Origin of the sequence: Bacilliculturomica massiliensis, from assembly GCF_900605495.1 — a bacterium.
GTDB lineage: Bacteria > Bacillota > Clostridia > Peptostreptococcales > Anaerovoracaceae > Bacilliculturomica > Bacilliculturomica massiliensis.
This window is the reverse complement of record NZ_LR027602.1, coordinates 486279-500276: the sequence shown is the minus strand read 5'-3', so window position 1 is coordinate 500276 and position 13998 is coordinate 486279. Positions and strand designations below refer to the sequence as shown.

The window sequence follows — 13998 nt, the reverse complement described above, 5'->3', positions numbered from 1 at the left end:
CTTATTTTACCCAATCTCTGCGGATTCTCGCCCATGTGGCGTCTCTCTCTTCTTCGATGTGCTTCAGATCATCGTCGTCGAGATGGGAGAAACGGCCCTGCTTTCTGATGTAATCCTTCAGCGGGGTAAATTCCTTCGGGTTCTTGTTCAGCTTGAATTCACCGTTTTCGTATTCGGCCAGGTACCACAGACCGCAGTCCACGGCTTCCTTACCGATGTCGATCAGGCTGTCCGACGGCGTCTGCCAGCCTGTGGGGCAGGGAGCCATCACATGGATAAAGGACGGTCCGTCGCAGTTCTTCGCCTTTTCCAGCTTCATCAGGAAATCCTCCGGATAGCCTACGTTGGCCGTAGCCGCATAGGGAATTCCGTGAGCTGCAACGATCTCGAAAATTCTCTTTTTCGGGCTGGTGGAACCGTGAATGTTCTTTCCGGCGGGAGAATTAGTGGTCTTCGTTCCATAGGGGGTCAGACCGCTCTTCTGGATACCGGTATTCATATACGCTTCATTATCATAGCAGAGAAAGATCTGCTTGTCATTTCTGTCGATAGACCCGGACAGAGACTGAAGTCCGATGTCGGAGGTACCGCCGTCGCCGGCAAAGCCGACTACGTGGAAGTCTTCCTCACCCAGCGCTCTGGCTCCCGCCAGCACGCCGGACATGACCGCTGCCGTCGCCGCAAAGGGCGGAATAATACCGTTCACGAACAGGGGCATGTGCGGATAGATAAAGGCTACGGTAGACATACAGTTCGGAGGAATGACCGCGATGCTGCGTTTTCCCAGGACCTTCAGCGCCAAACGGATGGCGAGAGCTCCGCCGCAGCCGCCGCATGCCTTGTGTCCGTAAAACAGTTCTTCATTGGGAAGAGTCTTTGCATTAAGCGCCATAGTTGATGTCCCTCCTTAAATTGATAAACTCAAGCGGTTTCTCCGCCTTTCCGGAAAGGAGCGCGTCGAAGATTTCCGCGATATTTTCCTTGGAAATGCTGCGGCCGCCCAGACCGCCTACGTAATTGTAGGTGGGTACGTTCACATTCTGCTGTTTCAGAGCGGAGTTCAGGTCGGAGAATACCGCGCCCTCGAAACCAAAACTGATATCCCGCTCCAGAACGCCTACCGCCTTCGCATTCTTTACGATGGCCGCGATCTTCTCCGTGGGGAAAGGCCGCGCGCAGCGAAGTTTCAGCAGACCGACCTTCTTGCCGGCCGCTCTGTAAGCGTCGCAGACAACACGGGCTGTTCCGGTGACGCTTCCGATGGTTACCAGAATGACCTCGGCGTCATCGCAGCGGTAAGCTTCCACCATACCGCCGTAGGAGCGTCCGAAGAGCTCTCCGAACTCTTTGTCGGCAGAGTCTACGACCTCAGCAGCCTTCAGGGTCGCCAGCTGCTGCTGCCAGCGGAATTCCGTATTGTAAGTCGGTCCGGCGGTGATACAGGTGTTCACCGGATCGTCCAGATTCATCGCGTTGCTGTACCGGGCAAACGGTATGTATTTGTCCACCGTCTCCTGATCCGTCATGATCAGGGGCTCATACGTGTGAGTCAGCACGAAACCGTCCAGGTTTACCATGACAGGCAGCATTACGTCCGCGTTCTCCGCGATCTTGTAGGCCTGGATCGTGGTATCGAAGGCTTCCTGTACATTCTCAACATACAGCTGGATCCAGCCGGACTCCAGCTGAGACAGGGAGTCTCTCTGGTCTCCGTAGATGTTCCAGGGCGCGGCCAGGGAACGGTTGGCGTTCATCATGACGATGGGGAAACGGGAACCGCTGGCGTAGTGCAGGCCCTCTACCATGTACAGAAGCCCCTGGCTTGAGGTAGCCGTAAAAGAACGGGCGCCCATAGCCGCGGAACCGATGACCGCCGACATGGCGCTGTGCTCGGATTCTACATATAAATATTCACTGTTTAGAGAACCGTCTTCCACATAATCGGCAAGACGCTCTACCACGATGGTCTGCGGAGTGATCGGATAAGCTGCGATCACGTGCGGCTTTGCCTGTCTGACAGCCAGCGCTACCGCTTCATCGCCGGATACAAATAATTTCTCCATTACGCTTCTCCCTCCTTCACCATCGTGATGGCTCCGATCTTGCAGGACTTCTGGCAGACGCCGCATCCCTTGCAGTAGTCGTAGTCGATCTCCAAATTCTCTCCAGATTTATCTATGGCGCCGTCGGGACATACCAAAAAGCACCGCAGGCAGTTTACGCATTTCTCCGTATCGATAACAGGACGGAAGGTCCGCATTCCGGAACTTACGTCGATCAGATGACCCGCCCGCGCAGACGGTCCCATGGGCAGATCTTCGATCGTACCCGCCGGCAGCGGCTGTGATAACTTCGGTCGATTCATTACAGTGCCTCCTTTACGGTTTTGTAGGTCTCATCAAGAAGCGCCTTGTTTTTGGCGCGGATTTTCTCAGCCAGCTGTGAATCGATGGCCTTATAAATAGAATCAAGGCTGGTCACATCCGCAACAGCAGTCAGCGCGCCCAGCATGGGTACGTTGGTGATCGGCCGGCCCAGGATCTTCAGCGCCAGTCCCGTGGCATCCACAGTGATGACCTGACATCCCGGACAATCGCTGAAGTCAAACGCTTCCGGACTCTTCGTCGTGTTGATGATGACTTTCGCGCCCGGCTTCAGACCTGCTTTTACCGGAGCGCCGAGAAGCGTCTCATCCAGCACTACGGCGCAGTCGCATTCCACTACGTCGCTTCTGTCATTGATCTTTTCCGAGTCGATCCTTGTAAACGCAAGAACCGGAGCACCTCGCCGTTCCGGACCAAAGGACGGAAATGCCAGCGCGTTTTTACCGTCAAATACGACGGCGTTTCCCAGCAGTCTGGCCGCTGTAAAGGCACCCTGTCCTCCGCGTCCATGCCAACGAATTTCAATCATGTAGTATCGCCTCCTATATTCACACTATAAGCTTAACTATTCTATAATGGAATTATAATTCCGCTATTTGGATTTGTCAATTCCATTTCGGAATAAAGTTGCGTCTTTTCCCCATCTTTTTTTCCGCCGCCGGACCCTTGATTCACCAGACGCTTGCGGTCACCGGCTTTGGGCCCCGGAGGGAGGGGGCAGGGCATTCCATTTTCAGATTTTTCCGCCCTTTCAGCGGTCTCCAGCGGCTTCCCTTCCGGCGGTCTCCAGCGACTTTGGGCGGGCTCCGGCGGTCTCCCTTCCGGCGATCTCCGGCGGTCTTCGGCAATCTGTTGGAACGGCCCAAGACCGACATGACGACCGGGCTGCATTTACCCTGATGGACGGGGGCTGTTGAGCTGCCAAAAGGAAGACCGCGGGACGACAATGTACCGCGGTCTCTCCTTTCCCCTGTATCGGATCAGATGGAGAATCACTTCTCTACGAATATCTCACGCCGTATTCCAATCGACCGCCCAATATTCCCTGCACCGTGTCCGCGTTGCCCGGAGGACATCCTTTTACGCTGCGGAAACCGTATTCCTTCAGATGATTGGTGCACTTGCCGATCAGCACTGTGTTTTCCGGGTCTGCATCTTTGGGCAGATCCTCATACTTTACCGGCCCCACGATCACATTCATATTTTCCAGATACTCGAACAGCTCCTGGGCCTTCATGTCCATCAGCGAGCTGATGACCGTGTTCCTGCAGCCCGTACAGGCCTGTTCGTCGAAGATCAGCCGGAAACTGGAAGGAAGCCCCTCGATCTCGATCTCACTGGAGCGCTTGAAACGACTCTTAACGTCCTCGATCTTTTCTCCCACCACTTCGATCCTGGTCATATCCATCTCACCCAGCCCGCGCCGGCTGGCCGCCCCGGTCAGCATGACCTCCTCCGGCTCATATCCCATGATGAGACCTGTCACCGTCTCGCAGGCTACCAGGTCCCTGGAACCCACGATCAGATTCATCTCCTTGGTCTCGCCAAAGATCGGCCCCAGACCCTGCTGACCAAATGTCCCGTCCACGATCTCCAGCACCGGCTTTACAGTCTGTATCAGATCGCATACCCCTTCGATCAGTCCCTGCGCGTGGAAAGCCTTTTTGTTTTGATCTGTGATCAGGCCCTTGCAGTTCTTCATGCCCAGAGTAATTTCCGTCTGGTCGTGAGTCTTCATCACCGGTACTGTAATGATGGCGTCCGCGTCCCGTACCAGTTCCCAGGAATCAAGCTCCTGAAAAATCACGCCGTTTTCCACTGGAAGCCGGCAGCGGACGCATTCCTTTGCTTTCAGGTCGATGACTGGTATCCCTCTGTCCCGCAGTTCCTGATAACCGCATTTGGCGATGACGGACTCCGTGTCTGCACCGGCTGCCGACGATTCCGCTATGACCGGATACGCCCCCAGCGCCTGTACCGCCTCATAGATCGCCATACAGACTTCCCATCTGGTCACGCCTCCCGACAGTCGGTCCGTAGGCGTGGCCACCAGATTAGGTTTGATGACAACTTTATAGCCCGGTCTGATGATATCCTCTATTCCGCCGATCAGGGAAATCACCCGATCCACCGCTGCCTTTATACTTTCATAGTCGTGTCCGCCCGTCCTCGCAACCGCCACTTTCACCATTTGAAATTTCCTCCCCGCTTTAATTCAAACGCTTTTATTTAACTGCTTAAAACGACTGTTTTTATCCTTCAATTTTTATAGTAATCACACAGATATTCCACCACGTCGAAACAGCGGATCCGGAAGCTGTTGTCTGCGGCGACCTCATAGGTATCGGGGGCCTTCACCCTTCTCCACTCCTGTTCCGCAGGCAGCAGGATCTCCGCCTCGCCCGCGATCAGCTGGATCACTTCCCGGTCGCTCACGTCGAAAGTATAAGTCCCCGGCGTGATAATGCCGATGGTGAATCGTGTTCCATCCTGCTTGTAAAAGCTCCGGCTGGTCACCCTACCGTCGAAATAGATATTGCCTTTTGTCTCGATCGTCAGATCGCTGATTTTCTTCTCTACCATAACAAACTCCTCTCCAAACTGTTCAGACTGCTCCGGCCGCTCTGACTGCCGGAACTGCCGGAACTGCCCGAACTGTCCTGGCTACCTGATTGTTTCAAACTACGTTGAATTCCCTGCTTTTTTCTTCCGCGGCGCCGCCGTTCGGCCTGCGGCAGCGCTTGTTTCAGCTTTTTTCGTTTTTGATCGCCTTGGCAGCGTAAAACCCAAATCCGCCCCAGCAGATCCCCAGACTGATGATCAAAAAAATGATCCAGCTCATAACATCCTCTCCTTCCTCCTACCGCAGCTCATCCGGGAGTTCAGGGTAATCCTCCCCGTCAAAGTACTTGAATTTAATACTGTCCGCCACCTTATTGTTCAGCGCCCAGCAGAGGATAAACAGGATCAGTCCCTGAGTGATGATCGTCCCCGGACTGTTCTGTTCAAAGGGACTCCACCAGTTATCCGGATACCAGCCGATGGCCTGCCAGATCCACCAGACAAAGACCAGCGTGATCACGATGGGTGCGATCCAGACCGTGAGTGTGCTCCAATACCGTTTCTCCTGTATCTCATTTCCCTCGAAGTTCAGCAGTCTTGTTCTGATCTTCTCCGCGCCGTACTTGTGGGCGGCAAAGCCCAGGAAAATGGAACCGAACAGCATCAGACAGGCCCATACCATGTCCTGATTTAGCAGGAACCATTCATTGAGCGCAGAGGGCGTGCCCACGATGAATAGAAAAGCCACCGTGACCGCCGCGCCCTTTTTGCGGGACCAGCCGGCGTCGATGAACATCTGCGTTCCGATCATGCACTGAACGGTGGCTGTGCTGAAAGCTGCGAACGCCAGAGCCAGGAAGAACATAATAGAGATGAAGTATCCTCCCCCGATCTTCTGAAACAGACTGGTCAGAGCCAGGAAGGTCAGCCCGCTGTTGGAGCTCTCGCAGGCAGCCACCGCATCGCTCACGCTCATCATGGCAAAAATGGTCGGGATGACGCCCAGAGTGGACACCAGCGCTATGGACATGTCTCCGAAGGCCTGAATGCGGGTATTGAGAGAAATATCCGATTTTCTGGACGAATAAACGGCAATATTCAGCATGATCATCAGCCCCGGCCCGATGGACCAGGCCGCTTGAGTCAGAGCGTTCAGCCACGTCTGCGCCGCAAACAGATGTTTCGGCTGGATCGTAAACACGTATTTGACGCCTTCCAGCGATCCCGGAAGCATCAGCGCGCGGACTGCGATAATGATCAGCAAAAGCGCCAGCACCGGTACCATAAACGTAGCCACCTTTTCGATCATGGCCTGGGACTTGTAGACACAGATGTAAAGCAGCAGACACAGTACCGCGAAAACGACCCAGGTGGCCAGACTGCCGTTTACCACCGAATCATAGACCTCCGCCATGTCTTTTCCCCAATAACTCTTGGTAATTGACAGTCCCGCGTAACGCACACACCACGCCATGACCGCCATATAGTACGACAGCATCATCAGCGCCGCCATAGAGGAAAAGGTCCCCATCCACGTGTATTTCTTCCCGATGAAATCGCGGAAGGCTCCCGGGGTTCCGTGCCGTGTGGCCCGCCCCATAACGTTCTCCATACATACGATGGGTACCGCCATCAGAAACAGAACGATCACCATCGCCAGCACGAAGGCCCCGCCTCCGTTCACCGCCGCCATTCTCGGAAACCGCCATACATTGCCTGTTCCCACGCTGGCGCCGATCAGTATACAGACAAGACCTAATCTGGATCCATAACCCGATTTTCCTTTTTCACTCATTTCAAGACGCCTCCTATCCTAGAGAATTGGCTTTCCGCACCGCTTCGTCCACCGCTGTCATGACGATGCCGGCGAACCCGTTCTTGCACAGACTCTGCTGCGCTTCGATGGTGACTCCTCCCGGCGATGTCATACTGTCACACAAAACTGCCGGATGAGCTCCGGTGAGCTCCATGGTCGATGCCACCCCCATGAGGTTTCTGATCACGATATTTCTCGCATCCTTTCTGGAAAATCCTGAACGGACGCCGGCATCGATCAGCGCCTCCGCAAACTTGTAGATATAAAACGGTCCGGTACAGCTGTAAGCCGTAAAGGTATCGTACATCTTTTCATCCAGATACATGGACTGCCCTAATGCACCGAGGAACGCGGAGATGAACTCCTTATCTTCCTCTGTAATGTTGCTGTTGACGCAGGCGGCACTGTAGCCGCTATGCACTTTGATCTGCGTATTGGGCATCACCTTCAGAATCTTCCTCTCCGCCCCCAGCTCAGTCTCCAGTTTACCCAGCGTGACTCCCGCGCAGATCGAGAGAATGACCGCCGTTTTATTACCGGATTCCTTCACCTTCTCTGTAGCGCTGTCGATATCCTGAGGGCGTACCGCCAGCACGATCATATCCGCGTCTTTCAGATACGTTCCGACATCCTCCGGCACTATCCCGTAGGTCGCGTTCAGATAACTCAGCCGCTCCGGAATGATATCATCCACAGCGATCTCCTCCGGAGCAAAAACCTTTTGATCCAGAAGTCCTCCGATGATCCCTTCCGCCATATTCCCGCCCCCGACAAAAACGATTCTCCTGTTCATAATGACCTCCATGCCGCCTGGCATCCGCATTTACACATTCCAATCACTGCATCCCATGGACTCTGCGCATACAGCGCTGAACCTCATCACGTCTGCATGTGCGTCGCTACATCTCATCATCGTGTATGTATCTGTGCATCTGATCATTTTTGCATATGCATCTCATCATTTCTTCAATGCGCTTCTCTGCATCGCTGATCTGTCTTACCGGCCGCGCGCGCTTTGCTCTTTTCAATTCAAACTATAATGAATATTCAGTCATTTGTAAAACGACAGATCGTCACCCCCTCATGACTATCTGTCGCATATGAACCTTTGTCATCTCCCTGGCCGCTTTCGTCATATCGGAGCAAATTATGAATTTTATTCTTTTTAACAAGCGGGAATAATGGTAGAATTGGGTCGATATATTCAGATCATCAGTGAAAATACGGCTTATGCCAACTGGCCGAGCCGTCATTTTCTCCGGGCAGTAGAGGAGGGAACAGCATGGACATTAAGAAATACAAGGCATTGCTTCGCGCCGCCGACTGCGGCAGTTTTGCGAAGGCCGCTCAGGAGCTGATGTACACCCAGTCAGGTATCACGCATATGATGAACAATCTGGAAAAAGAATTGGGGTTTCCCATGTTTGTGAGGACCAACAGCGGCGTCATGCTCACCGACGAGGGGAAAAATGTACTTCCCCTCATACGGGAACTGGTCAATCTCAACGAACAGCTCGAACAGGAGTTTGCGCAGATCCACCACATGGACTACGGCAATTTGAAGATCGCCTCCTACAGCAGCGTGGCCATCTGCTGGCTTCCCCGGATCATGAAGCGATTCCGCAGTCAGTACCCTAATGTCCGCGTGGAGATTCTCGAGGAAGGCAACTGCGCCACTATGGAGACCTGGCTTTCCGAAGGCCGCGTGGAGCTGTGCTTTTTTACGCTGGAACCCGAATACACCTTTGACAAAATAGAGATCCTGGACGATCCCATGCTTGCTGTGCTGCCGAAAGACCACCCGCTGACATCCCAGGCTGCGGTGTCCGTACAGCAGCTGGTCAAAGAGCCCTTTCTGATGTCCAATGCATACCAAGACGTACTGCGGCTGCTCAAACGGTCCGACACGCCCCCCAATGTGATCTGCACCTCCAATCTGGATCACACGCTGATCTCCATGATCGAGCAGGGGCTGGGAGTAAGCATCATGTCCGCCCTCATGATGAGCGGCTGGGAATACCGCGTCACCACCCGGCCGCTGTCGCCGGCGGCTACCCGAAAACTGGGATTCGCCGCCCGCTCCCTGAAAAATCTGTCCCCTGCAGCAAAAAAATTTATCAGCTGCACCCGCGAAGTGCTCCGCGAGATCCTTCCGCAGTCATCGCTCTCCCGCGATCTGTTGTGAGCAGGCGAAGGTACTCTCTCATTTGGCGGCCGTATGTTCGCTCCCGGCAGGATGTTCTCTCCCGGTGCGGGTGTTCTCTCCCTGCGCGGGTGCTCTCTCCCGGCGCGGGCGCTCTCTCCCGGTGCGGACGCTCTCCATTCTGGCGGCAAACTCCGCCCCAATAGGCGAAATCAGAACTTTTTTCCCGAGTTCACCTAAAACGAGCAAAATAATAGGCGAAAATCATTATAAATAACGATTTTCGCCTATTATATGTTAATTTCTGTCAATTTCAAGCCTGTTTTTAATGCAATTTAGGTGAAAATCGTTTTTTTTCACCATTTTCACCTACTCAGCGTTTATCTTCGTCTCAGGAGACCCGGCTTTACACAAAATGACCGCCGGATCATGGCTGATATGCGTCTAGTCTTCACCCATCCCCAGTGCAGCCCGGGCCGCAGGGCTGGCGGCACTCCGTCAGCTATCTCCCCAGGCCGTCCGGCTTTCCTGCATGTCCGCAATCACTTCTTTTGTACATGCGATAAACTTCCGGACCGCAGGCGACGCTCGTTCAAGAGAAGGCAGCGCTATGCCCAGCATGCGGGAATATCCCCCTTCCAGCGGCATAGTGCGGATCCTGTAAGAGTTATTGAGCATGAGCAGTTCAGGAAGAATGGACAGTCCCAGTTCACTTTCCACCATAGACATGGTCACGTGATCGTCCATGGGTGAAAACCCAAGCTTCACCTTCACACCGCTCTCTTCCAGCACCTCGTAAATGCCGTAGTCCCGCCCGAACTCCGTCATGAGAAAAGGCTCCTGTTCAAATCTTTTTATCGGAAACAGACCGCCCTCCGGCTCCGGATAACTCTCCGGCATCACCGCCATGAGCCTGTCCTCTCCCAGCCGGACCCAATCCGTCCCCATATCGCTCTGATAGCTGATGAACGCCAGATCCACCTGATTGTTCAGCAGCAGATCCCTGGCCTGCTTCACTCCGTCCTCCCGGCGCAGCTCCACGGTGATGTTGGGATACTGGGTGTAAAATCGCTTGATGATCCGGGGCAGCCAGTGCAGCGATACGCTGGTCAGCGCCGCAATACTGATGTGACCGCTCTCCAGTCCATTCAGTTCATCCACGATCTGCTCCAGCCGCTCTCCCCATTTCAGGATCTCCCGGAGCACAGGCTCCACCTGTTTTCCCTCGGCGGTAAGACGCACTCCCTTCCGCCCCCTCACAAGCAGGGGAAATCCAAACTCTTCCTCCAGACTCTTCATCATATGGCTGACACCGGACTGCGTATAGCCCAGCTGCTCTCCCGCTTTCGTCAGATTGCTCAGATCCGCCGCCCGCAGCAGAACTTCGTACTTTTTCATATCCATCGCGTTCCCTTTCCACCTGTCGTCCGATCCGGTTTTTCTATTTCAGTCCTTCGCTTATTCTCCGACCTTTTTTATGCATTCTTCCCGTCTGCTCTTTATCAACGCTGCGCAGTTCTGTCCCATGATATTCCCACATGCTGCCGGCGAGTACCTTTCCATATTTTAATTCCCTTTCTCCAGTATAAATCAGCAGCGGGGCCGGGGCAACCACCAATGACAGAATAAAAATGAAAGGCGTACGCCCATGATCCCGCACATCGGCAGCCGGCTCTGCGGCTTTACCATTTGATCCCTCACCTTCCTAATCCAACGACAGTCTCGTCAGTTTTCATTATATTTATCATGACGTTTCTTCATTCATCTCATCAAATACTTTCGTTTTACTGATCTCAGTTTCTGGCGTACAATAAAGATGAAAAGAAAAGACCGTTCCGCAATCGGAAGCCAACATCGAGTCTTTCTTTTGATCACAGGAACACTTAAAAAGGAGGAACTATCATGTATACTATTCTGATCGCAGGTCTTTGTATCGTATCAGGTTTTGCAGGAACCGCCATCACTCGCATGGGAACCAGCCGCTGATCCGCAACGCGGCAATCGGTTCGCCATCCGGTCCGCCCGCCAACGCGGCATCCAGTCGCCTGTCGACGCGGCATCCGGTTCGTCACCAACGCGGCATCCGGTTCGCCCGCCAACGCGGCATCCGGTTCGCCCGCCAACGCGGCATCCGGTTCGCCCGCCAACGCGGCGGAATGCTCAGCAGCCGATTTATCTGCTGCCCAACAGAGTGCAGACCGTACCCTGCGAATGCATAGATCACAGTATAACCACAGAAAAGCCCTCCGCCGCTGTCGCGTCCGGAGGGCTTTTCATTATTCTTCAATTCCTTTTTCATTCTCTTCCGCACGGCACCGCCGGTCCCTGCCGCCTTCTTCGATCAGGATCCCCCACGGCGCTTTTCAGCCGCCGGAGCATCCTCCCACCCAGACTCCCACCCAGACGTCCATCCAGACAGCCGCGGAGACCGCCGGTCCCTGCCGCCGCTTCCCGACCAGCATCCCCCACGGCTCTCATAGCCAGCGGAGTGTCCTCTCAGTCCAGACGATTGCCGCGGAAGCCGCCGCCGATGACGGAGATACTCTCCGTGATCGTCACAAACGCCTTTGGCTCGATCCGCAGCACGATGCTGCGCAGCTTCGGCGTCTGATGGGGATTGATAGCACACATAAGCTGCATTTTCTTCTCACCGGAGTAAGCGCCGCGCACCTCCGTGATAGTGACCCCACGGCCGAATTCATCCATGAGCGCATCGGCGATCTCGGCGGACTTCTCGCAGATAATGATAACTGTCCGCTTGTAGTTCACACCTTCCACGATGTAGTTCAGCATACGGCCGCTGATAAAAATGGTGGCGATGGTGGCCACCGCCACGTCGATCCCCAGCACCAGGCCGCCCAGGGAGACCAGAATGCCGTTGATGATCAGCGAAGCGTTGCCGATAGGAAAGGAAGTGTATTTGTAAATCGCCCGGCAGATCACGTCCGTGCCGCCGCCGGAGCCGTTTTCCCGCATCATGATCCCCACGCCTGTACCCGACAGGAATCCGCCTGCGATAATACAGGTCAGCACATTTTCTGTAGGAACGGGGATGGCCTCCGCCAGATGCATTCCGGCTGTCATGGCCAGCATCCCCACGGTGCTGAAGATCATGAATTCCCGATCCACCACAAAGTATCCGAAAATGAGCACCGGAATATTGCACAGAAGCGTCATCAGGGCCACGTTGGTGCCAAACAGCGTATGGCTCAGGATGGAGATCGCCGTGATGCCGCCTCCCAGTATGGATCCCGGCACGTAAAACACCGTAACGCCGGCTCCGCAGATCAATCCTCCCACTACCACGATCAGGACCTTCCGCAGATAATAAATTCCTTTATTTTGTTCCTCATTCAGCTTTTCCATCTCAGATGACTCCCCCGCTTTCCTGTACTGCATATGGGCGGGTCCGGCTCTGCAGCCCGCCTGATATCGACGATTACATGATTGCATAAAACCGCTGGAATGTCAAACAGCACAGCAAAATATTCTCATTCCCGCGCATAATAAAGCGATCCCGCCGCCCGGAAAGGGCGGCGGGATCGCTTTGACCCCCGTCGGGGCGAACCGGCGGGGAAAACATATCTCTCTATTCTTCTTCCATGGGCTTCAGATCCGGGCTGATGATCAGTTCGCAGCCCGTGGCGGCCTTGATCTCGTCCAGCGTGAAGTCCGGGTGCAGCTCTTTCAATACGATGCCTTCCGGCGTCACTTCCATGACTCCCATCTCCGTGATGATCAGATCCACTACGCCCAGCGCCGTGTACGGCAGCGTGCACTCCTTCAGGATCTTGTGCGCTCCCTTCTGCGTGTGCAGCATGGAGATGATCACTTTCTTCGCTCCCACCACCAGGTCCATGGCTCCGCCCATTCCGGCCACCATCTTCCCCGGTACGATCCAGTTCGCCAGATTTCCGTGCTCATCTACTTCCATGGCTCCCAGCACTGTGGCGTCTACGTGTCCGCCTCTCACGATGGCAAAGCTCATGGCTGTGTCGAAAAAGTTCGCTTCCGGCGTGTGCGTTACGTACGCTCCTCCGGAGTTGATCACATCCACGTCCTCTTTTCCCTTTTCCGCGCTTCCCGCAAGTCCCGTAAATCCGTTCTCCGAATGCAGTACGATATGCACTCCCTCCGGAAGATAGTTCGCCACCATGGTCGGCAGGCCGATCCCCAGGTTGGCCACGTCTCCGTCCTTAAATTCTTTCGCCGTTCTCGACGCGATCCTCGCCTTTAAATCTGCCATGGTTTTTCACCTCCTACAATATATGTCGCAAAGATGCCGGACATCGCGTAGGTATCCGGATCTTTCTCTCCTACCTCGTACAGCTGCTCCGTCGCGATGGCCACCGTGTCCGCCGCCATAGCCATCACGTAGTTGAAGTTCTTCGTGGCCTTGGCGCAGGTGTAGTTTCCGAACTTATCGCAGACGGAGGCGCGGATCAGCGCGTAGTCCGCTTTCAGCGGCTTCTCCAGCAGATAGTCTTTTCCGTCGATATTGATAGTCTCCTTGCCCTCGGCAATGATGGTGCCCACTCCGGTGGGGGTGAGTACGCCGCCCAGACCGGCGCCCGCCGCTCTGATCTTCTCCGCCAGAGAGCCCTGGGGGACCAGGGTGCACTTCAGGGAGCCGTCGTTCATTCCCTTGCCGATGAGGGGGTTCATGCCCACGTGGGATGCGATGATATGGTCTACCATGCCGGCGCTCAGAAGCTTGGCGATCCCTCTGTCCGTGGTGCCGGTGGCAGCCGCGGGAAGTCCGCCGTCGTTTCCGATGACTGTCAGATGCTTGACGCCTTTTTTCACGAGCGCGTCGATCAGAATTTCGGGCGAGCCTGTTCCCAGGAACCCGCCAACCATGATGGTCATGCCATCCTGGATGCCGGCTACCGCTTCCTCAGCGGTTCTGATTTTGTTAATCATGTTTGTTTTACCTCCAAAAATTAACAACTAATGGCTATATCGTAACACAGGAACGCCTGTCAGTCCCGTTGTGCCGGACAGACATACGATCCTGCGCGTCCTGCCCATAGAATGGGGACGGGCTTTCAGGCCCGTCCTCTAAATATTACATCTTTTTGCCGCTCTTTTCC

General features: G+C 54.6%; 13 protein-coding genes. 1 reads left to right on the top strand and 12 read right to left on the bottom strand.

The window, feature by feature from the left end; translation table 11 throughout:
* Position 1: 1 nt before the first annotated feature.
* From E0E37_RS08485 to proC, 8 genes are all read right to left on the bottom strand, one after another.
* On the bottom strand, positions 2–892 hold the full coding sequence (locus E0E37_RS08485) for a thiamine pyrophosphate-dependent enzyme (RefSeq protein ID WP_130862603.1): 891 nt from the start codon (positions 890–892) through the stop codon (positions 2–4).
* Complete coding sequence (locus tag E0E37_RS08480; protein ID WP_130862602.1) at positions 882–2063, bottom strand: transketolase C-terminal domain-containing protein; 1182 nt, start codon at positions 2061–2063, stop codon at positions 882–884. The genes E0E37_RS08485 and E0E37_RS08480 overlap by 11 nt, the downstream gene beginning before the upstream one ends.
* Positions 2063–2365, bottom strand: a complete 303-nt coding sequence (locus tag E0E37_RS08475) for a 4Fe-4S binding protein (RefSeq protein ID WP_130862601.1) — start codon at positions 2363–2365, stop codon at positions 2063–2065. Before E0E37_RS08475 ends, E0E37_RS08480 begins: the two co-directional genes overlap by 1 nt.
* On the bottom strand, positions 2365–2913 hold the full coding sequence (locus tag E0E37_RS08470; RefSeq protein WP_130862600.1) for a 2-oxoacid:acceptor oxidoreductase family protein: 549 nt from the start codon (positions 2911–2913) through the stop codon (positions 2365–2367). The genes E0E37_RS08475 and E0E37_RS08470 overlap by 1 nt, the downstream gene beginning before the upstream one ends.
* Positions 2914–3384: 471 nt before the next feature.
* Positions 3385–4575 (bottom strand): DUF362 domain-containing protein, encoded by a 1191-nt coding sequence (locus tag E0E37_RS08465; protein ID WP_130862599.1) that lies wholly within the window; start codon positions 4573–4575, stop codon positions 3385–3387.
* Between the two features lie 68 nt (positions 4576–4643).
* The gene (gene ppnP / locus E0E37_RS08460; protein WP_130862598.1) at positions 4644–4967 is read right to left on the bottom strand and encodes a pyrimidine/purine nucleoside phosphorylase; all 324 of its coding nucleotides are present in this window, start codon (positions 4965–4967) and stop codon (positions 4644–4646) included.
* 277 nt (positions 4968–5244) lie between these two features.
* Entirely contained in the window at positions 5245–6741 is a 1497-nt protein-coding gene (locus E0E37_RS08455) for a sodium-dependent transporter (protein WP_130862597.1), read from the bottom strand.
* Positions 6742–6754: 13 nt separating this feature from the next.
* Positions 6755–7555 (bottom strand): pyrroline-5-carboxylate reductase, encoded by an 801-nt coding sequence (gene proC / locus E0E37_RS08450; protein WP_165445288.1) that lies wholly within the window; start codon positions 7553–7555, stop codon positions 6755–6757.
* A 489-nt stretch (positions 7556–8044) separates the two neighbouring features.
* Here proC and E0E37_RS08445 point away from each other — a divergent pair, with 489 nt between their 5' ends.
* Positions 8045–8947, top strand: a complete 903-nt coding sequence (locus E0E37_RS08445) for a LysR family transcriptional regulator (RefSeq protein ID WP_130862595.1) — start codon at positions 8045–8047, stop codon at positions 8945–8947.
* Positions 8948–9403: 456 nt separating this feature from the next.
* On the opposite strand, the gene E0E37_RS08440 is transcribed toward E0E37_RS08445, so the two are convergent.
* From E0E37_RS08440 to E0E37_RS08425, 4 genes are all read right to left on the bottom strand, one after another.
* The gene (locus E0E37_RS08440; protein WP_130862594.1) at positions 9404–10309 is read right to left on the bottom strand and encodes a LysR family transcriptional regulator; all 906 of its coding nucleotides are present in this window, start codon (positions 10307–10309) and stop codon (positions 9404–9406) included.
* A 1092-nt stretch (positions 10310–11401) separates the two neighbouring features.
* On the bottom strand, positions 11402–12271 hold the full coding sequence (locus E0E37_RS08435; protein WP_165445287.1) for a YitT family protein: 870 nt from the start codon (positions 12269–12271) through the stop codon (positions 11402–11404).
* 223 nt (positions 12272–12494) lie between these two features.
* A complete protein-coding gene (locus E0E37_RS08430) occupies positions 12495–13151 on the bottom strand; it encodes a 3-oxoacid CoA-transferase subunit B (RefSeq protein WP_130862592.1) in 657 nt (218 codons plus the stop codon).
* A complete protein-coding gene (locus E0E37_RS08425; protein WP_130862591.1) occupies positions 13139–13828 on the bottom strand; it encodes a CoA transferase subunit A in 690 nt (229 codons plus the stop codon). Before E0E37_RS08425 ends, E0E37_RS08430 begins: the two co-directional genes overlap by 13 nt.
* Positions 13829–13998: the final 170 nt, after the last annotated feature.